This is a genomic window from Blautia sp. BIOML-A1 (assembly GCF_009883055.1).
Classification (GTDB): domain Bacteria; phylum Bacillota; class Clostridia; order Lachnospirales; family Lachnospiraceae; genus Blautia_A.
Genome location: NZ_WWVR01000010.1, coordinates 16,994 through 38,234 on the forward strand (window position 1 = coordinate 16,994; position 21,241 = coordinate 38,234).

The window sequence follows — 21,241 nt, forward strand, 5'->3', positions numbered from 1 at the left end:
TTACGTATTATTCTGCTGCTTCTTCTGTCGCAGCTGCCTCTGTAGTCTCAGCGTTTTCTTCTGCATCCTCTGTTTTTTCTTCTGCTTTGTATGGTGTAAATCCATATTCTTCGAACACTTTAAGAGTTTCGTCTGTCTGAAGATATGCAAGGAATGCATCTGCAGCTGCTGCTTCAGAGTCAGAGGCCTCTTTATCCTCTGTCAGTCCCACCGGATAAAGAACCGGTGTCTTAAGAGAACCTTCCGGAGCTTCCGCAATGATATCTACTTTATCTGCAACGGAAGCCGCATCTGTTGCATATACGATACCAACCTCGTTACTTCCCTCACTCACGGATGCAAGAACCTCTGTTACGTTCTTTCCTTCGTTGATCTCCATCTTATTTACATCATCTTCGATTCCCAGGTTCTTAAAGATTTCACGTGCATACTGTCCAACCGGTACATCCTCTCCTGCAAGAGCAATGTTCGCTGCATCTGTGATATTCTCAAAGCCTGTTACCTTTGTCTCGCCACCCTTTGGCTTGATCAGAACAACTTTGTTCTCAAGAAGATCCACTACAGAATCTTTCTTTGCCAGTTCTTCGTCTACCAGTGCATCCATCTGTTTGGTTGCTGCTGAGAAGAAGATGTCACATCTGGAACCTTCTTCGATCTGTGTCTGAAGAGTGCCTGAACTGTCCGCGTTATAAAGGATGTTTACATCCGGATAATCCTCATTGAAATCCTTCTGGATTTCTTCCATTGCATTGTTCAGACTGGCTGCAATAAACACATACAGATCACCACTTGTATCCTCTGCTGCTGCCTGTACACTTCCTGCGCTCATGCCTGCTGCAAGCACACCTGCAAGCATTACTGAGATTATCTTTTTCTTCATATTTGTTCTCCTTTGCCTTTTATTGTTGTGTTTCGTTTTGTTTCGTTCTGTTTTGTTTATTTTAGCTCAAATAGTCATTCTTGTCAAACTATTTGCTCTGTGCTATGATAGAAATTGTTAATAAATACCAAAAATATTTTTTAGGAGGAAAATTCAATGAAATTAAGTGCACGTAATCAGTTAAAAGGAAAAGTGATCGACATCAAAAAAGGAGCTGTCAACTCTATCGTAACGCTTGATATCGGTGGCGGCAACATCATCGTTTCTACCATCTCCTGCGCCGCTGTAGATGAACTCGGACTGGAAGTAGGCTCTGATGCTTATGCAGTGATCAAAGCCACTAACGTTATGGTTGGTATTGATGAATAAACTTTATACTGCTCAGGAAATCGCCGACAAATTAAAGATCAGGAAAACAACCGTATACGAGTTGATCAAACGAGGCGAGCTTCCCTCATCAAAGATCGGCAAACAGCTTCGGATCAGTGAAGACCAGCTTTCGGAATATCTGAATAAAAACAGGTCTGATTCAGAATCACAGCCGGTCTTTCCTGATTTTCAGCCGGAAAGTTCCCTTCTGAAAAGAGATTATCTTCTGAATTCCAACGGGCTTATCATCAGCGGACAGGCAGCCTCTGTCATGGAACTTCTGATCGGTCAGATGGCTTCACATCCTCTGGGTCTTCCGGTCCTTCATTCTCATATGAACAGCTACAACGGTCTTTATTCTCTGTATTTTCATAAAGTCCATGCCGCTGTCGCCGGAATTTTTGCAGAAGATATTCCTCCACTGCTTCCGGGTATTCCACTCGCTGCGCTTATGCTCTATGAATTTTCACTCGGATTATATGTGGCAAAGGGAAATCCCAAGAATATCTCCGGTATCCGTGATCTCACCCGCAGCGATGTTATTCTTGCAAACCGTGAAAAAGGCAGTACCAGCCGAATTTATCTGGATAAAAAGCTGAAGGAACTTCAGATTTCTTCCGCATCCATATCCGGATACCAGAAGGAATTTGTCTCTGATGTTTCCACTTCCGCTTTTATCATCAATAAAAATGGAGATACTGCCATTGGAGAAAAAGCTGTGGTTCTCAAAACCAACAGGCTGGAATTTGTTCCACTTCTCACAGTTCCCATGTACCTTGTCATGGAAACCGCGTCCCTGGATTCTCCTGGATTTCAGGCTCTGATCGATATTGCCCGTTCTGAAGAATTCAGAATGTCGCTTCACAGCCAGAATTGTTATGATACCACTCATACAGGAGAACTGATTTATTTATAGGATCCTTGTAACTGTTCACAGAATATCACCTGTGAACAGTTACGATTTTTTAATTAATTATTAATAATCCCAGTCAGAACTGCTGGATTCATCTGTGTCATAGTCACCGCTGTCGCTTCCCTCATCAACATAGCCGTCATCATAACTTCCATCGTCATAACTTCCGTCATCACTGCCGTCGTCATAGCTTCCGTCGTCACTACTGTCGTCATAGTTCCCATCATTGCTGCTATCATAACTTCCATCATCACTGGAAGTATCATAGCTGGAATCACTGCTGTCACTGGAAGTGTCATAGCCGGAGGCACTGCTGTCACTGGAAGTGTCATAGCCAGAGGCACTACTGTCACTGGAGGTATCATCGCTGGATGTGCTGCTGTCATCAGAATTTTCATCACTGCTTTCCACGGAATTACCTCTGGTATCTGCTTCTTTTTTCGTAGAAAGGCTCATATAACGAAGGTATACAGAAGAACTATCCTGATCCAAAAGAAGTGTGGCTTTCTCCATATCTCCAAAATCTACGGAATAAATCTCATAACTGCTTCCATCTGCAGTAACCAGCTTCATATCATATTTTAATGAGCTTTCGGAAGTTTCCGTACTGTTTTCAGAGTCTGTCTGTCCTGACACATCAGAGGAAGATCCATTATAATACATCTGTACCTGTTCAGAAGCCTTAAACGCTGTTTCTGCTGAAAGAAGGTTATTTCCCCAGTCTCCCTCATCATCTCCTGAAATTCTCAGGTAGAGTTCCCTGATATCATTCTGAAGATTATTGGTAAGATAAATAAATTTCGCCTGTGCAGTCTTCTTTCCAATCATCTTTGGTGCCGGTGTAGAAGTTGGCAGTGGTGTCGCAGTTATTGATATCACAGTAGGTGTCGGTGTTGCCATCGGAGTCGGTGTCACTTCCACTACCTCATCGCCAGAGAATCCGCATCCTGCCATTGTTAATGCCATAGCTGCCGCTGCTGCCACAGCAATATATTTAGATCTATTCATAGTTTCGACCATCCTTTCTAAATTACATTCAGATTCTGTCTTATTTTCGCGTCTATTATGCCACTGTTTCCTTTAAATGTCAAACCGGAGACTTAACCAAGAAAATTTCTTCCGGCAAAATATCCAAGGACAAGGATACCAAGAATGATCCTGTACCATCCAAATGCTTTGAAATCATGTTTCTTGATATATCCCATCAGGAACTTGATCGCAATAACAGAAACAAAAAATGCTACTACCACTCCTGTCACCAGTGTCAGAATCTCAGCAGGCGTAAATGCAAATCCAAATTTTACCAGTTTCAGAAGACTGGCTCCGAACATAACCGGAATTGCCAGAAAGAAAGTAAATTCTGCTGCTACAGTTCTTGAAGTTCCAACAAGGATTCCTCCGATGATCGTGGAACCGGAACGAGAGGTTCCCGGAACTACGGATAACACCTGGAAAATACCAATCTTGAATGCAGTTCCAAAGCTCATATCCTCAAGAGAGGTGCAGACCGGTTTTCTTTTCTTATTATAATTTTCGATCAGAATAAAAATCACACCATAAACAATCAATGCAATCGCAACAACTACATAATTATTAAATTTCTCTTCAATGATATCATTAAATGGAAGTGCTATCACAATGGTCGGGATGCATGCAACCAGAATTTTGAACCACAGGATCCACTTGTCTTTGTCACAAAATTTCTCTACAAAAGTCAACACAATACGGGAAACAGGATTTTTGCGGGCAAGCTGTGCTTTTTTCTTTTTTGGGATCTGTCTTATGTAAAATGGCCATAATTTTCCCCAGTACAAAACTACAACTGCCAAAATTGCTCCCAGCTGAATGACTACCAGAAAAAATTCCTTAAACTCAGGCGTCATATCCATCTTAATGAACTCATCTACCAGGATCATATGACCTGTACTGCTGATCGGAAGCCATTCTGTGATTCCTTCTACGATACCAAGGATCACGACTTTTATAAACTCCAAAACACTCATGTTTCTTTTCCTCTCTGTTTTTTATTTTTATCCAGTTATTTTCTGAACTAATATAGTATATTACAGTTCCGACGGTTCGTAAACCTTTCCTTTGGATTTTGGCCAAACTTTGCTGCCGTTTTTACTTTATTGGAACATTACGAAGTAATTTCCTATAAAGTAAAAACAAAACCGGAGAAACATCTTCTGTCTCTCCGGTCAGTAACTCCTGGATCTGCCTGTCAGCGCATCCTATTTAGCCTTATTTCGTAACTGTTCTGTATCCTCACAGTTACCTTAATTCATTTATCTTCCTGCGATAGTTGCAATATCAACCAGTGTCAGATTATGAAGGTCTGTATTCTCAAGGCTGGTTACAAGTGCCTCTGCTGTATCCAGACTGGTAAGAACATTGACACCTGTCTCGATTGCATTTCGACGGATCACAAATCCGTCTTTCTGATGCTCGACTCCCTGCGGAGGAGTATCGATAACAACATCGATCTTATGTCCAAGGATAAGATCCATAAGGTTCGGTGCCGGCTGCTCCAGCTTATTGGTACGGATTGCTTTGATTCCGTTTTCTTTGAGAACCTTTGCGGTTCCTCTTGTAGCATAGATACGATAACCAAGTGCTTCAAAACGTCTTGCGATCGGAACGACCTCTTCATGATCTTCTTCTTTGACAGTGATGATCATATTCTTATGTTTCGGAAGCTTGATTCCGGCTCCGATAAACGCTTTATACAATGCTTCATTGAAGTTTTCCGCAATACCAAGACACTCACCTGTGGATTTCATCTCAGGTCCAAGGCTGATATCTGCACCACGGATCTTCTCAAAGGAGAATACTGGCATCTTGATCGCGATATGCTTCGCTTCTGGCTGGAGTCCCGGGGTATATCCCATGTCTTTGAGTTTGTGTCCCAGAATAACCTTGGTTGCCAGTGGCACGATCGGAATTCCTGTTACCTTACTGATGTATGGTACTGTACGGCTGGAACGTGGATTTACCTCGATGACATACACTTCTTCTCCGCACACAATGAACTGAATATTGATCATTCCGATTACGTGAAGTGCCTGTGCAAGACGGCGTGTATACTCTGCGATCGTATTCTTTGCACTCTGGCTGATCGTCTGTGCCGGATATACAGAAATACTGTCTCCTGAATGAATACCTGCACGCTCAATATGCTCCATGATACCAGGAATCAGGATATCCTCTCCATCGCACACAGCATCTACCTCAATCTCCTTGCCCATGAGATATTTATCTACCAGAATCGGATGCTCCTGTGCAATCTGGTTAATGATTCCGATATATTCTTCTACGTCCTCATCGCTGACTGCGATACGCATTCCCTGTCCTCCAAGAACATAGGAAGGACGTACAAGTACCGGATACCCAAGCTCATTAGCTGCTTTTTTAGCTTCCTCTGCTGTAAATACAGTCTGTCCCTTCGGTCTCGGAATCTCGCATTTCTCCAGAATCTCATCAAACAGCTCACGGTCCTCCGCTGCATCTACGTCCTCTGCAGATGTTCCGAGGATCTTGACACCCATCTTCATCAGCGCTTCTGTGAGCTTGATCGCGGTCTGTCCACCGAACTGCACAACTGCTCCGTCCGGTTTCTCAATATTTACGATGTTTTCCACATCTTCCGGTGTCAGTGGCTCAAAATACAGTTTATCTGCAATGTCAAAGTCGGTGCTGACCGTTTCCGGGTTGTTATTTACAATAATTGTCTCGTATCCTTCTTTTTCGAATGCCCAGGTACAGTGCACGGAACAGAAGTCGAATTCGATACCCTGTCCGATACGGATTGGTCCGGAACCAAGAACAAGAACCTTTTTCTTATCCGGGGTAGCTTTTGCTTCATTTTCGGTGTCCGGTCCGCCATATACAGAATAATAGTACGGTGTAGCTGCTGCAAACTCAGCTGCACAGGTATCTACCATCTTATAAGCGGCCGTAATCTTGTAGCCCTGACGAAGAGCCTTGATATCCGCCTCTGTTCTTCCACAGAGATCTGCGATCACATAATCCGGGAATTCCATGCGTTTCGCATCAAGAAGCAGTTCCTCTGTAAGAGGCTGCGTCTTCAGTGCCTGCTCCATCTCTACCAGGATCGCGATCTTGTCAATGAACCATCTGTCGATCTTGGTGATTCTGTGGATATATTCTTTAGAAATGTCTCTTCGGATTGCTTCTGCGATCTTCCAGATACGGCGGTCATCTACAACCGCCAGCTCATCGATCAGTTCATCCTCATCCAGACCTGTAAAATCATAAGACATAAGACTGTCTACATGCTGTTCCAGAGAACGGATTGCCTTCATAAGAGCCCCTTCAAAATTATGGCAGATACTCATAACCTCACCGGTAGCCTTCATCTGCGTGGTCAGTGTTCTCTTGGCAGTAATAAACTTGTCAAATGGAAGTCTCGGAATCTTAACTACGCAGTAGTCAAGCATAGGCTCAAAGCTTGCATAAGTCTTACCTGTGATCGCATTCGGGATCTCATCCAGAGTATATCCCAGTGCAATCTTGGCAGCAACCTTGGCGATCGGATAACCGGTAGCTTTACTTGCCAGTGCAGAAGAACGGCTTACTCGAGGATTTACCTCGATAACACAGTACTCAAAGCTTTCCGGATGAAGTGCATACTGTACGTTACATCCACCTGTGATTCCAAGCTCTGTGATAATGTTCAGTGCAGAAGTACGAAGCATCTGATATTCCTTGTCTCCAAGTGTCTGAGATGGTGCAACTACAATAGAGTCACCTGTATGGACACCAACCGGGTCAATGTTTTCCATGTTGCAGACTGTGATACAGTTTCCTGCACCGTCTCGCATTACCTCATATTCGATTTCCTTCCATCCTGCGATGCAGCGTTCTACCAGAACTTCTCCTACTCGGGAAAGACGAAGACCATTTTCAAGGATTTCTCTCAGTTCATATTCATTGTTGGCGATACCACCGCCACTTCCACCAAGCGTATAAGCAGGACGAAGAACAACCGGATAACCGATGGTTCTGGTAAATGCGACACCATCTTCTACGGTTGTTACAACCTTGGAAGCTGCAACCGGCTCACCGATCTTTTCCATGGTATCCTTAAATTCCTGACGGTCCTCTGCCTTCTTGATGGTTTCTGCTGTGGTACCGATCAGACGTACATTATGCTTCTTGAAAAATCCTTTTTCTTCAAGTTCCATCGCAAGATTCAGGCCAGCCTGACCTCCAAGTGTCGGAAGCACACTATCCGGTTTCTCCTTAAGGATCAGCTGTTCTACAACCTCTACAGTCAACGGTTCGATGTAAACCTTATCTGCAATGTCTTTATCTGTCATGATTGTAGCAGGGTTGGAGTTCAGAAGAACTACCTCCATGCCCTCTTCTTTCAGAGAACGGCATGCCTGTGTACCTGCATAGTCGAATTCTGCCGCCTGACCGATAATAATCGGACCGGAGCCAATTACAAGAACTTTGTGGATATCTTTATTTCTCGGCATGATCTGTTCCTCCCATCATTTCCATAAATCTGTCAAACAGGTAGCTGGAATCCTGTGGTCCCGGGCAGGCTTCTGGATGGAACTGCACGGTAAAGATGTTTTTGCCTGTGTAAGCCATACCTTCGTTGGTACCGTCATTTACATTGACAAAAGCAGGTTTCGCAATACCTTTCTTCTCAAGTGCCTCCGCATCAACCACATATCCGTGATTCTGTGAAGAAATATAAACACGTCCCGTTGCAAGATCCTTAACCGGATGGTTTCCGCCTCTGTGTCCATATTTCATCTTATGTGTATCACCGCCTGTGGCAAGTGCCATCAGCTGATGTCCCAGACAGATTGCAAAAATCGGCACATCAGACTCATACAGCTTACGGATTTCTTCTATTATAGTGGTGCATTCCTTCGGATCTCCAGGTCCATTGCTGAGCATGATGCCATCCGGCTTGTCAGCGAGGATTTCTTCTGCCGGTGTCAGCGCCGGATAAATCGTTACCTGGCAGCCTCTCTCATTCAGAGAACGTGCAATGTTGCGTTTTGCACCAAAGTCCATAAGAGCAACCTTTGGTCCTTTTCCCTTGAGAACATCTTTCTCCTGGCAGGTAACTTTCTCAACTACTTTTCCTGTTGTATAGGCTTTTAAACGGGGGATTATTTCATCTAAATTATAATTTTCATTGACTGTGATCATACCATTCATGGTACCTTTTTCACGAAGAATTTTGGTGAGAGCACGAGTGTCAATACCTGCAATACCCGGTATATCATGCTTTTCAAGGAAATGCTGAATCGTATCCACACTTCTGAAGTTACTTGGGATACGGGATAATTCACGAACAATAAAACCATCAATCCAGGGTTTCCTGGACTCCTGGTCCTCATAACAAATACCATAATTGCCAATCAAAGGATAAGTCATGCAGACAGCCTGTCCTGCATACGATGGGTCGGTCATTACTTCAAGATATCCTGTCATGGAAGTATTAAAAACAATCTCACTGATAACTTCTCTTGTCGAACCGATACTGGTTCCTTTAAACACATGGCCGTCTTCTAATATCAGAAATGCTTTCATATAATCTCCCTTTCTGTTTTTTATCTAAATCTTCGAGATTATATCATATGAATTTCACTTTTTCAACAGATTCCGATGCTAAAAATAATTCAGTTGCACTCAAAAACTTTTCTTCGGTGAATTGTTGCAGTTGAAAAGACAAACAAAAAAATTACACTAATTTTCAAATTTTCTCTTGACTTTTTGTGTTCTATGGGTTATGATAGTCAAGCAGTCGACGAGTGCGATTGATTATTATGAATGCAGGAGTGGCGGAATTGGCAGACGCGCAGGCTTCAGGTGCCTGTGGTCGCAAGATCGTGTGGGTTCAAGTCCCATCTCCTGCATTAATCAGACAATTCTACAGGATGTCTGGTTCATATGAAATGCAGGAGTGGCGGAATTGGCAGACGCGCAGGCTTCAGGTGCCTGTGGTCGCAAGATCGTGTGGGTTCAAGTCCCATCTCCTGCATTCTTTTTTTGCAAAAAATATCTTATATCCGAGCAAACTATTTCAGAGCAAAATCCCGGGATTTTCTGAGCAATTTCAGAATTCCCGGGATTTTATTTACTCCTTCTTCACAGAATCATCTGTGATCTGATATACATCCACATTTCCGATTGTTTTTACAAAAACAGCCTCTGCATTCTCGGCATAATACTGTCGTATATACTTAAGGGTCAGATCAATATTGTCATCCACCAGATAGACATTTTCATTATTGACCACATCTCTGTACGGATTTATGATCCCACGTACTTCCATGGCTCTGGTATATCCCGGCGTCCGGCATTCCCAGCCGCCAAACCAGTATACATTATCAAGAAGATTCTCAGGCATACGGTCAAAAGGCCCATAGCACACGATCTCTGACAGCATGCCGCTCTTTGCAAGATAGGTATGCTCCTTATCTGTTCCTATTGTTTCAAGAACCGCTCTCTGACTCACCCTTGCTTCCGGTATGGAGGATGTTGCGAGCCGCCAGTCCTTATACATCATGAACTGTCCCAGCACCACACAGATCATACACAACAGCACCGACACCTTTGTATTCATATATCTGACTTCTCCAGATGAAAAAATCCACAGCATCACAAGACATGCACTAAACCACAGACCCACATCTACACGATTGACCATATAGCGTCCCTGATAATACAGATAAAAATATACCGCCACAAGCAGCAGACATTCTGCCAGTACTGAAATTACAGAACAGACATCTTTTTTTCCGCATAAGAGCCAGAGCACAGCAAAGACTGCAAAGAAATAAAACATCGGCATCCTGAGAAGATCGGACGGAAACCTTCTGAGAAAAGCAGTCACTGTCCGGATCGTCAGCGGTCTCTTCTGTTTCAGATCCACCAGTTTCTTCATGACCTCTGTATCAAATTTCTCTGTATCGTTGAAATTCCAGCTTTTGTATAATTCATATGCCTCTCTGCTGATCCCAAGTTCCTCGTAAATCTCCTGATTACTGTCATAATCTGGAAATCCATAATCCAGAAGTTCCGAACGCAGCTGGTTGAATTCCTGATATTCCTTCCATTCTGCACTCCGGTACTTTGAAGAATCCCACCTGTCCACACCGAATACGCTCAAAAGAAGTACTCCAAATGTCAGAACGCAGATTCCAAGTCTGCGAAGCTTTTTGTTCCTGTACTTTCGAAGATCGAACAAAAACAACAATCCTGCCCCTGCCATCAGTCCACAGCTTGCCCAGAACTGATCCTCTCTGTACATATAGGCGATGACCGCCAGTAAAATCCCTCCTGCAATCCCCCACCAGGAATACTTCTCCTGCTCCAGCAGATAAAGTAAGAGAAATACTGCCGCTGCTGCTGCGATCCCTGCTGTTTTGGTGAACTGCAGATGAATATATCCTTCATATCCAAATCCGCATGCAAGAATCACAAAAAGACACAGGCCGGAAATTTCTCCCAGCCTGCTTATCAACACATAAGTAACCACAGTAAATGCCGCAAAAAGGATCATATACTGAACAATTGTATACCATGGCAGTCTGCCTGTCACTCCATACAGAAGGCGGTAGATCATTCCCAGTCCGTAATTCTGAAATACCAGATGTGCATCCTTTACGCCTCGCAGACCACTCCCAAGCTCTGCAAAAACAATGTCATCATTTGTCTCAAATGATGGACGCATAAATGCCGCCATAGCTCCCAGTATTAAAAGATTGGATATCAGTGCCACAGATATTTTTCTGTATTTCTGTTTTAAATAAGTCCTGTCCTGCATTCTGTCATTTCCTGCCAAATTTATTTATTCAGATATTTATAGACTGTTCCCGAAATATCCCGGATACGCGGGATCGCATATCCTTCACTTCCGGTCCTTGAGAAAACACAGATTACATAATCTGTCTTTTTCCCAAAAACAATTGCCATATCATGATCCACACTGGAAGTTTCTCCTGTCTTATTTGCCACTCTGACACCAGACGGAAGACCTGACGGTATTTTCCATCTCCTGGTCTGTCTCAGAAGAAGATTCAACATTGCTTTAGAGTATTTCTGTGATACACAAGTACCATTGTAAATATGTTCCAAAAGAACTCCGCAGTCTTTTGCCGAAGACACGTTGCTTCTGCCATCTCCTGCATAAGAAGAAGCTGCCGGATGAAGACTGTGATGACATCCTGTTTCCGTGTATTTATTTGCACTCAGATAACGGTTGATCGTCTTGGTACCATCAAGAAAGCTTCTGGAACTGCTGTTATATCTTATCAGCTGGTTGCATGCCTCATTATCACTCACAGTGATCATGTCTGTCAGAAGACTCTTTACTGTCGCATTGTATTTAAGCTTTCCCTTCTGGATCTGATCAAAAGTGGATGCCATAACAAATGCCTTGATCGTACTCGCCGGATACATCTCCTGATCATTCAGATTGATCACAGCCCCACTCTTAAGATCTTTGACATAAACCGACCAGGCTCCACCATATCCGTTCAGCATCTGACACAGTTTCTTTTTGAGACCGTTCAGTTCCATATCTTTCTTTGTGCATTTGTGTCCTTCAAAATCCACATAACTTCCATCCGGAAGTTTCTTACTGCGGGCAATGGTTCCATCTGCCTGAAGATAATAGCCCCATCTCCAGCAATTCTCATAGCGTTTCCCGTAAGAACTAAGAAGATATTTCTGGCTTCCTATCTTGATCCATCCTCTTTTGCAGTAAAGGCTTCCGTTCTTTCCGCCAAAATAAAAGGTTCCCTTGAATTTCCTGCCTGCGATCACAGCGTTTACTTTATGAAAATGCCTGCCTTTACAAAGCCGGCCTCTTTTGTCAAACATATAATACCCACTGCTTAAGCCTTTTCCTGCCGGCACTTTGATGTAATTGAATCCACCAATGCGCTTTCCACTCTTATCTTTGAGCCACCAGTTATAACCTGTATCAAGCAAATATCTGCCACTCTTATCTGCCAGTTTGATCTTTACAGTTTTCTTTGTTGATGTAGCAGCCTGCGTTTCTGCTGTTGAAAATGTCAGAACTCCAACAGCTGCGATCAGAAATAATACCGCAAACAGCAGACATTTCATCTTATTTCTGCCAGATTTTAGTTGAATATTCCCTCTCATACTCTCTCCCGTTTCACTTATTCAGATTTCTCTTCCTGTACACCGGTTTCTGTTTCCGGAACCTTTTCCGTCTCGGCTTCACCGACTGCTTCCTCTTTGGTAAGGCTGACTTTACTCCCGGTTTCTTCTGTTCCGACTGTCACATCTGTTTCCCCGGAAACTTCTTCTGCCATATCCGCTTCATCGGAAGCTTCTTCTGCCTCATAAATCTCCTCAGCTGTTCCATCCACGGTATCTCCGGCTGCTTCTTCCGGCTCCGGGCTCGGGCAGGCCACACCGCATTTGGAACAGAACGCATCGTTTCTGCCAAGCGGATTCCCACAGGAAGGACAGAACCTGCTTCCTTTGACACCGTTCATCTCTTCCTTGTATTTGTCGATCTGTACTCTTCTTTCATCAATCTGCTCACAGATTGCCTTCTCTTCCTCTGCCAGCGGAACACCATCTCTGTATCGTTTATAGATTATTTTTCCGATATCTGCCATCGCTTTGGTTATCTGTCTCTCTTCTCCTGAGATCTTGTTTTTGAGGCGCTGTGTTTCATAGACTTCTTCTGCACGGTCGCTCAGTTCTCTTGCTGTCTTTGTCAATGTTTCTCCTAAACTGCCAAAAAAATCTTTTGCCATAATAAAGCCCTCTCTTTCTTATAGAATCTTAGTCATTATGTGGAAGAAGCGGAACTTCCTGTCCACGAAGCAGAATCTGTGGTCCTCCATTTCCCTCGATATATTCTTTTGTGATGATTACCTGGCCAATGCTATCATCCTTTGGAATTTCATACATGATATCCAGCATATATTCTTCCAGGATCGCACGCAGTGCTCTGGCTCCTGTATTCTTTTCCATTGCTTTGGCTGCGATCGCATGAAGTGCACCCTCATCAAACTCCAGTTTCACCTCATCCAGCGCAAGCAGTTTCTGATATTGTTTCAGAATTGCATTTCTGGGCTCTGAAAGAATCTTCACCAGCATATCCTCATTCAGACCATTCAGGGTAAAAATGACAGGCAGACGTCCAAGGAACTCCGGAATCATTCCAAAGTTTCGAAGATCATCCACGGTCACCTTCTCCAGAAGGTGCGGATCATTGTCATACTTGTCCTTCAGATCCGCATAAAATCCGATAGATGCCTGCTTGTTCAGCCTCTCCTTGATGATGCTCTCGATATCCGGGAAAGCACCTCCACAGATAAACAGAATATTTCTGGTATTTACTGTAGTTAAAGGCACCATTGCGTTCTTGCTGTTGGCACCGATCGGAACCTCCACATCTGCTCCCTCAAGAAGCTTCAGCATTCCCTGCTGTACCGCCTCCCCACTGACATCTCTCTGGTTGGTGTTTTTCTTCTTTGCGATCTTGTCAATCTCATCAATAAAGATGATTCCATGTTCTGCCTTCTCCACATCATTGTCTGCCGCAGCCAGAAGTTTCGATACAACACTCTCAATATCATCTCCGATATAACCTGCTTCTGTCAGAGATGTGGCGTCCGCAATTGCCAGCGGCACATCCAGAAGCTTCGCCAGTGTCTTGACCAGATAAGTCTTACCACAGCCTGTAGGTCCGATCATAAGCATATTGGATTTCTCAATATCAATGTCGTCCATCGTATCTGTTGCAACTCTCTTATAATGATTGTATACAGCCACAGACATAACCTTCTTGGCATGTTCCTGACCTATCACATACTCATCCAACGTTGCCTTGATCTTATGCGGTGCCGGAATCTTCTTAAGATCCAGTACCGGCTCGGCCTTCTTTTCTTTCTTCTTCGGTTTGACCTTCTTCTGCTGCATCGGATTTGACAGACTGCCTAAGTCTATCATGCTGATATTTGGCATATTAAAAAGATCGTTATAATTAAAATTACTGCTGCTCATCTGCTGGTTCATACTGTCAAAGCTCTTCTGCATACAGTCGGAGCAGATATGTATATTATTTGGAAGATCGATCATCTTACCGGCCTGCTTTTCTGATCTGCGGCAAAGCGTACAGAATTTCTCCGGCTCATGCCTGTCATCATCATCCTGGTCTCTGATTTCTTCCTCTATGATCTCATCGTCATATTTGTCTGACATAATTTACATTATCTCCTTTCGGTTTCTCGTTCTTTATAAGCCAAAGAACGCACAGATCTTTGGAGCCTTATTCCGGTCCGAAGTCTATGCGTTCATTATAACATAACCATTCAAGCTGTAAACTAAAGTTTTTATAAAATACTTTGCAAATCACCTGCCGTGTTACTTCAATCTGCGGAAGGGCGGCTTCCCAGAGTTACCTGCACGGTCTGTTCCACATACTGCCCGTTTTGCGCCCTTGCGATCGTAATATCCACAGTCTCTCCCGCGGCATAATACTTCATCTTATCATTAAGATCGTCCCTGCCGGTCACTGTCTGACCATCAAAGCCTGTAATGATATCCCCCTTACGGATTCCGGCATTATCTGCTGCCTCACCTGTGCTTACGCTGCTTACAAAAACGCCCTCCGGCATATCAAACATTGCTGTTACCTCTGCCGACAGATCTAGCGGGTTGATTCCAAGATAGGATGCCTCCGAGCTGTCTACCTTATCTCTTGTTTCACGGCTCATCAGATCTTCAAGGATTGGCTGTGCCTTGGAGATTGGAATAGCATACCCCATTCCCTCCACTGCATTGCTTGCAAATTTGGCAGAATTGATACCAATAACCTCACCTTTCATATTGAGAAGTGCACCACCGCTGTTTCCGGGATTGATCGCTGCATCTGTCTGGATAAGACCGGAACCCGTCATATCATCTGTGGAGATAGTCCTGTTCAGTGCACTGATCCATCCTGAAGTTACAGACTGTCCATAACCAAGTGCATTACCGATCGCAACAACCTGCTCTCCAACTTCAAGATCATCGGAGGTATCAAGCTGTGCGATTTTGATCTCAGAAAGTGTATCCTGCGGAATATCTGCTTTTGCAACTGCAATTACTGCCAGATCGTTTGACTCATCCGTTCCTTTGATCTTGGCACTGACCGCATCCTCTACATTGATATCTGCTGAATCATCCGCGGCCGTTTCTGCTGTTTCCTGTTCTGCACTGACAACATCCGATCCCATAAAACACACATTCAAAGTCGTCGCACCGGATACTACATGGTTATTGGTAGCAATCAGAAGCTCGTCGTCATTTTCCCCAACGATAATACCTGATCCACTGCCCTCACTGGAATATTGCTGTGTACTTCTCGACGAAAAGCCAAATCCAAAATAATACGGAATCTCCTGAATGCTTACAGAAGTAATCGCCACAACCGTCGGCATTGCGGTCTTTGCCACACTCGCCACGCTTCCTGTAACTTCAGAAGAAACTACACTGTTCTGTGTATCTTTTGAATCCGCTGTAGTTTCCTTCGTAAGCTGTGCTGTCTCTACCTGATTTTTCTGTTCTGTATCTGTTTCAAGAAATCTTTCTGTTGTCAGATTTACACCCTGGAAAACAATTCCCGCTACCAGACCAAATACAACTGCAAGTCCGATCGTAGTGCCTAATTTGTTCCTGGATCTCTGTTTCTTACGAGTCGGTTTTTTGTCTGAAATCTCTGATTTCTGTGTCGAGGTTCCCTGATGCATATGATAATGTGCATAGGAAGGCGGCACGTTCGAATCTTCTACTGTCTTCTTATTCTGCGGAGCCGGATTCCATCTACTTTCATCGTCCATCTTTCTGCTCCCTTCTGTATCCCTTTTTTATATGAAAACAGTGTAACAAGCAATTGTGTTCAAAGTGTGATAACTCCTTTAAAAAAGCGTGTTTCTCACACATTCCAGTAAGAAGGATTCATCGTGCACCACATGATAACTCCTGATGGAAGTTTCCTGTATTTCTTTCCTGCCAGATATCCCGCATATTTAAATCCTGACTGCATGATAAAACCCGGGATCAGCCATATTTTTTTCTTTGCGATAAGATAGGAAAATGTCTGTTTTACCAGCCGGATCCCTTCTCCTTCTGACTTCACAGATTCAAAAATCTCCGGATGTTCTGCCTGAGAAACACCCAGGTCAAAATTTCTGTGAAACTGCTGTATACAGGAATAATTATGAGAATGGATCACTCTCGCCTCTGCTGCATATGCAATCTTATATCCTGCCTGGATCAGATTTCCGGCATAGATCATATCTTCATTAAAAATCGTCCGGTCTACAAATCCGCCCAGCTTTTCAAAAATATCCTTTTTGTAGGCGGCACACACATTCGAGCAAAAGTAGGTTTTGATCCCATACTGCGGAAGGTCTGCTTTTGTTCTGACAGAAGAGAATTCCGGATAGTTAAAAGATCTCGTATAACGCTCCACAAAGCTGCAGTCTGCATTCGGAAGCTGCCTTGCATAGGCTGCTCCTGTCTGTTCGTCGTCATACAGTGCTGCGGTCAGATTCCGAAGCAGATGCCTGTCCGCCGGAAGTGCATCCTGAGTCATAAAAACCATAATGTCTGCCTCAGACAGTCCTGCCGCCTTTTTTCTGGTGCCGCCATGGTCAAACTCTGCCTTTGGAATGTGATGTACTTCCAGAAACGGATATTTCTCATCCCATTCCTTATTCCATAATGCATCTTCTGTATTCATGATGATAATTTTGTTTATCGGACAGTCCTGCTTATAAAGTCGTTCGATCAATTGTTCAAATTCCCTTCCCGGATGATATGTGGGAATGATCACATCTATTGTTTTCTCCATCATATAAATCTCCATCTATAGCAGAAGGGAATTCCTGCCTGAGAAATTCCCTTCTAAATCGTCTTATATTATTACACTGCGTTTCAGGCTGCTTCTACTGATTCTGTAGCGACATCCTCACCGCCGCCATCTCCGCCATAATCCGGTTCTGTGTAGCCGCCGTCATCTCCACCGCCAGATTCGTTTCCTCCGCCAGATTCTTCTCCTCCGCCGGTGGAATCGTCTCCTCCGGTACTTCCGCTGTCTCCTCCGCCGGTGTAGTCATCTCCTCCGGTACTTCCGCTGTCTCCTCCGCCGGTGTAGTCATCTCCTCCGGTACTTCCACTGTCTCCGCCACCGGTGTAGTCATCTCCTCCGGTACTTCCACTGTCTCCGCCACCGGTATAATCATCTCCTCCGGTAGTTCCGCTGTCTCCGCCGCCGGTGGAATCTGTATTATCACTGCTGTCGTCACTTCCGGCTGTTTCTTCCCATGATGTTCCGTTATTTTCGAAGATGACGTTATCATTTGCAGTATTCTCTTCTGTTACCTTCTGTGTATCCTCAAGGCTTGCCTCACCACCTACGATCTCCAGAATTCTCTGGCTGTTGGCAAGTACCGTCGCTGAAGGTGTATATGCCTCATCTCCGTAGAGGAACTTGTGAAGTTCGATAACATTTGATTCCAGTGAAGTTGGTACAATAACGCTTCCTTTGACATTGGAGAACTTGAAAGAACTCGGGAAACCAGTTGTATCATTAACGCTGTATCCGACCAGGGTCGGAAGCATCTGAAGGATTTCTGTCTTATCCATAGAAGTAGTTACCATCGGGAATACATCATCCATGATCTTGAAAATTGTGCTCAGTCCTGCTGATTTCGCTTTATCTACGATCATCTGGATCACTTTACGCTGACGCTCTGTACGTCCCATGTCAAGACTTGCTGTATAGCGGATACGGCAGTAGGAAGTTGCCTGTACACCATTCAGATGATAAGTATACTGAATCTTCTCAATGTCTTCCGGCTCTTCCGGCAGTTCAATCGGTGTATAATCCTTATCTGTTTCCTCAGAAGTCTCTACACAGTAGTTATTCATATGAACGATCTCTGCATAGGACATATCCATATCCAGACCACCGAGATCATCAATGATGGTTGTCAGTGCATTAAAGTTTACAGTTGCATAATCAGAAATATTCAGGTCAAGGTTTGTGTTCAGCATTGTGATTGCCTGTTCAGCCTCACCATACGCATATGCCGCATTCGCTTTGGAATAGGTTTCCTTGTCACTGAAGCCCATGTTCAGAAGTGTATCTCGATAAACTGATGCAAGTTTTACGTCTTTGGTATCATTGTTGACACTCGCAATAATGATCGTATCACTGTTTTCGCCACCAAGAGCAGTGTTTTTGTCACGGTGGTCAATACCAAATAACGCATATGTGGTATATCCTGTCAGCGTAGAGGTTTCGGAATTAATAGAATCCTGAACTTCCTGGTTCACCTTGATTTTGCTCTCATCCAATACTGGCTGCTGAATCTTGTCCAGTTTGGTATTCAGCTGGCCATAGACATAAAGTCCACCGATAAATACCAGAAGTACAAGGATCTCAACCGCAAAAAGTACTTTTTTCTTTTTTGATCTGCGTTTTCCTGCCATCTTTTCTCCTTCTTACTTAGTATGCATTTTTGTTAATAAAACCTTTAAAAATTGTCAGAAACAAAATTTTTATGTCAAATCCTATGCTCCAGTTCTCAATATAGTACAGATCACAGTCAATTCGTTTCCGGATAGATGTATCTCCCCTGAATCCATTGACCTGCGCCCATCCTGTGAGACCCGGCCGCACCTGATGCTTGACCATATATCTTGGTATTTCTTCCCTGAACTTTTCGACAAAGAACGGTCTTTCGGGTCTTGGACCTACCAGACTCATGTCGCCCTTCAGAATATTAAAAAGCTGTGGAAGTTCATCAATGCTCGTCCTTCGCATAAATTTACCGATTCCGGTAACTCTCGGATCATTTTTGACGGTCCATGCCTTGCGTTCTTCTGCTTCCGGCTGAATTTCCATGGAACGGAATTTATACATTCGAAATGTCTTGTTATGAAGGCCTACTCTCTCCTGTTTGTAGATAAGCGGCCCCGGTGATGTTGCTTTGATGAGGACACACATCAGAAGCATGACCGGCGAAGAAACGATAATTGCCATAACAGAACCCACAATATCCATTATTCGCTTGACCATTGCATTAAATGTATTACTCAAAGGCACATAACGGATGTTGATCACCGGGAGTCCCAGAATATCCTCCGTATATGGCTTCGTAGGAATGATCTTGTTATAATCCGGAATAAATTTTGTGTGTACTCCGGACTTTTCACACATTGCAACAATCTCCTCCAGACGATAGTATTCACTTAAACCCAATGTGATGGCAATCTCATCCAGTCTGTTTGCAGGCAGAATCACGGTAAGATTCGCAATGCGTCCTATCACCTTGACTCCGTTATATATAGTCCCTGCCGGCACATTGTCATCCAGAATTCCACGGACAATATATCCCCACTGAGGATTCTGCATAATTCTGTCAATGTACTCTTCCGCCGCACGGCTGTAACCTACCAGCAATATCTGTTTCTGGTTCAGCCCTCTCTTGCGCATATCTTTAAGAATGGAATCGATCAGAAGTCTGACTCCCCATTCCATAAAAATATTAACAACACAAAAAATATAAACTGTAAGTCTGGAAAAATCAGGCTCACCGATCATATAAAGACTGAATACAACAAGAAGCAGTCCCAGCACATTTGCCTTGATGATATTGGCAAGCACAAGCCGCCTTCCCTGCATATGCAGAGGTTCATACAGGGTAAATGCCTGATACAGCAGCAGATATCCCGGAATGATAAAAATCAGTGCAAACATATACTGCTCGAACGCCAGTGCCCGGACTGCAGAATATGCAAACGGACCTATAAAGCGGATCATCCAGGCAACAACATAGGCTGCTGCAATGACAACGGCATCTATCAGCATCTGGAGACGACTGAAACTCTTCTGATTATCCTGAATCAAGTTCTGTCACCTCTCCATTTTTTTGTAACTATTCAGAAGGTAATTTAAAATACATTTTGATTCGTAACTGTGAGATTTCTGAACAGTTATGTGTGTTTTATATTATAATAGTTATTTCTTAAAATCAATAAAATACCAGATTTTATTTTATAAAATTTTATCAGTTTCTCTGTAAGCAGAATTTTATGCAGTAAATCGCAGAAAAATATTCTTCCACAATTCCAGCTGTATTCTTGCATAATTTGACAGATGTTTCATCGAAAACGGTACTTTATGGCCTTTGCGGCTGATGGAAAAACCGTTTTTGATACCTGCCAGATATTCCTTTCCCATTCCCTTTGCAGCAAAGAACAGAAACTTGATCAGAAATCCTGCCAAAAGAAACGGAAGATTCAAAATAATCTGGAACAACGGCATATTTTTATAGATCAGATAGACATTATTCCTTGAAGAATATCTGGTCTTGAACTGATTATATCTGGAACCACTAGTACCGCTTCCCACATGATAGACAACAGCCTTCGGTGCGTACCAGTTTTCATAGCCGTATATTCTTGCACGATATCCGATATCCGTATCTTCCAGATAGGCAAAATGTTCTTCATCAAAATAACCGATCCGTTCAAAGACCTTCCTTCGATAGATTGCCGCTCCTCCGCAGGAAGAAAATATCTTTTCTTCCTCCTCATAGGTATGGATGTCCTTTCCCTTGCCTCTGGCAAAGGACCAGCCCAATGCATTATAAAAGTTTCCCGCATCATCCAGACGATCCCTGTCATGATACTGAACCATCCTGGCTGCACAGGAAAAAGCTTTCTTGTGTCTCCGGATCGCAGCAGTCATCTCTTCCAGAAAATCTTCCTTCACTTCTGTATCATTATTGAGCAGCAGTACATAGGGTGCTCTGGACGCCTTGATCCCCTCATTGACTGCACGGCAGAATCCATAATTTTCCGGCAGTTCGATGATGTGCACCCACGGGTAATTCCCCGCTACAAACGAGCAGCTTCCATCTGAAGAACCATTATCTACAAAGATAACTTCGAAATTTTTGAGAGTCTGCCCCTCCAGACTTGCAAGCACACTGTCCAGAAACGCAATCCCGTTATAATTCGGTATGACAACCGATACTTCCATA

The 21,241-nt window shown here is 43.6% G+C and carries 16 protein-coding genes and 2 tRNA genes; 4 read left to right on the forward strand and 14 right to left on the reverse strand.

The features are described 5' to 3' along the window. Positions 1 to 7: 7 nt before the first annotated feature. Positions 8 to 880: a molybdate ABC transporter substrate-binding protein gene (gene modA / locus GT674_RS06390; protein WP_161284934.1), complete on the reverse strand. Its 873-nt coding sequence runs from the start codon at positions 878 to 880 to the stop codon at positions 8 to 10. A gap of 156 nt (positions 881 to 1,036) precedes the next feature. Here modA and GT674_RS06395 point away from each other — a divergent pair, with 156 nt between their 5' ends. Together GT674_RS06395 and GT674_RS06400 are read left to right on the forward strand one after the other, a co-directional pair. Next, a complete protein-coding gene (locus tag GT674_RS06395; RefSeq protein ID WP_161284935.1) occupies positions 1,037 to 1,249 on the forward strand; it encodes a TOBE domain-containing protein in 213 nt (70 codons plus the stop codon). After that, positions 1,242 to 2,165, forward strand: a complete 924-nt coding sequence (locus tag GT674_RS06400; protein WP_161284936.1) for a substrate-binding domain-containing protein — start codon at positions 1,242 to 1,244, stop codon at positions 2,163 to 2,165. Before GT674_RS06395 ends, GT674_RS06400 begins: the two co-directional genes overlap by 8 nt. A 60-nt stretch (positions 2,166 to 2,225) precedes the next feature. On the opposite strand, the gene GT674_RS06405 is transcribed toward GT674_RS06400, so the two are convergent. The 4 genes from GT674_RS06405 to GT674_RS06420 form a co-directional block, all read right to left on the reverse strand. Then, positions 2,226 to 3,170 carry a hypothetical protein gene (locus GT674_RS06405; RefSeq protein ID WP_161284937.1) on the reverse strand — a complete coding sequence of 315 codons (945 nt, stop codon included), beginning with the start codon at positions 3,168 to 3,170 and terminating at the stop codon, positions 2,226 to 2,228. A gap of 92 nt (positions 3,171 to 3,262) precedes the next feature. After that, a complete protein-coding gene (locus tag GT674_RS06410) occupies positions 3,263 to 4,165 on the reverse strand; it encodes an undecaprenyl-diphosphate phosphatase (protein WP_161284938.1) in 903 nt (300 codons plus the stop codon). 285 nt (positions 4,166 to 4,450) lie between these two features. Continuing rightward, positions 4,451 to 7,666: a carbamoyl-phosphate synthase large subunit gene (gene carB, locus GT674_RS06415; protein WP_161284939.1), complete on the reverse strand. Its 3,216-nt coding sequence runs from the start codon at positions 7,664 to 7,666 to the stop codon at positions 4,451 to 4,453. After that, complete coding sequence (locus GT674_RS06420) at positions 7,653 to 8,741, reverse strand: carbamoyl phosphate synthase small subunit (RefSeq protein ID WP_161284940.1); 1,089 nt, start codon at positions 8,739 to 8,741, stop codon at positions 7,653 to 7,655. Before GT674_RS06420 ends, carB begins: the two co-directional genes overlap by 14 nt. A 242-nt stretch (positions 8,742 to 8,983) precedes the next feature. Between GT674_RS06420 and GT674_RS06425 the strand changes: the two genes are divergently transcribed. Both GT674_RS06425 and GT674_RS06430 read left to right on the forward strand, forming a co-directional pair. After that, positions 8,984 to 9,067, forward strand: a tRNA-Leu gene (locus GT674_RS06425). Positions 9,068 to 9,108: 41 nt separating this feature from the next. After that, a tRNA-Leu gene (locus tag GT674_RS06430) sits at positions 9,109 to 9,192 on the forward strand. A gap of 96 nt (positions 9,193 to 9,288) precedes the next feature. Here the strand turns inward: GT674_RS06430 and GT674_RS06435 are convergent. The 9 genes from GT674_RS06435 to GT674_RS06475 form a co-directional block, all read right to left on the reverse strand. Then, positions 9,289 to 10,980 (reverse strand): hypothetical protein, encoded by a 1,692-nt coding sequence (locus tag GT674_RS06435; RefSeq protein WP_161284941.1) that lies wholly within the window; start codon positions 10,978 to 10,980, stop codon positions 9,289 to 9,291. A 20-nt stretch (positions 10,981 to 11,000) separates the two neighbouring features. Continuing rightward, on the reverse strand, positions 11,001 to 12,326 hold the full coding sequence (locus GT674_RS06440) for a serine hydrolase (protein ID WP_161284942.1): 1,326 nt from the start codon (positions 12,324 to 12,326) through the stop codon (positions 11,001 to 11,003). 17 nt (positions 12,327 to 12,343) lie between these two features. After that, positions 12,344 to 12,952 carry a zinc ribbon domain-containing protein gene (locus tag GT674_RS06445; protein WP_161284943.1) on the reverse strand — a complete coding sequence of 203 codons (609 nt, stop codon included), beginning with the start codon at positions 12,950 to 12,952 and terminating at the stop codon, positions 12,344 to 12,346. A 28-nt stretch (positions 12,953 to 12,980) separates the two neighbouring features. Beyond that, positions 12,981 to 14,405, reverse strand: a complete 1,425-nt coding sequence (gene clpX / locus GT674_RS06450; protein WP_161284944.1) for an ATP-dependent Clp protease ATP-binding subunit ClpX — start codon at positions 14,403 to 14,405, stop codon at positions 12,981 to 12,983. 167 nt (positions 14,406 to 14,572) lie between these two features. Next, complete coding sequence (locus GT674_RS06455) at positions 14,573 to 16,024, reverse strand: S1C family serine protease (protein ID WP_161284945.1); 1,452 nt, start codon at positions 16,022 to 16,024, stop codon at positions 14,573 to 14,575. Between the two features lie 95 nt (positions 16,025 to 16,119). Next, complete coding sequence (locus GT674_RS06460; protein ID WP_161284946.1) at positions 16,120 to 17,043, reverse strand: glycosyltransferase family 2 protein; 924 nt, start codon at positions 17,041 to 17,043, stop codon at positions 16,120 to 16,122. Between the two features lie 80 nt (positions 17,044 to 17,123). Beyond that, positions 17,124 to 18,683 carry an LCP family protein gene (locus tag GT674_RS06465; RefSeq protein ID WP_161284947.1) on the reverse strand — a complete coding sequence of 520 codons (1,560 nt, stop codon included), beginning with the start codon at positions 18,681 to 18,683 and terminating at the stop codon, positions 17,124 to 17,126. A 16-nt stretch (positions 18,684 to 18,699) separates the two neighbouring features. Next, on the reverse strand, positions 18,700 to 20,103 hold the full coding sequence (locus GT674_RS06470) for an undecaprenyl-phosphate glucose phosphotransferase (protein WP_161284948.1): 1,404 nt from the start codon (positions 20,101 to 20,103) through the stop codon (positions 18,700 to 18,702). Positions 20,104 to 20,286: 183 nt separating this feature from the next. Continuing rightward, positions 20,287 to 21,240 (reverse strand): glycosyltransferase family 2 protein, encoded by a 954-nt coding sequence (locus tag GT674_RS06475; protein ID WP_161284949.1) that lies wholly within the window; start codon positions 21,238 to 21,240, stop codon positions 20,287 to 20,289. Position 21,241 lies beyond the last annotated feature (1 nt).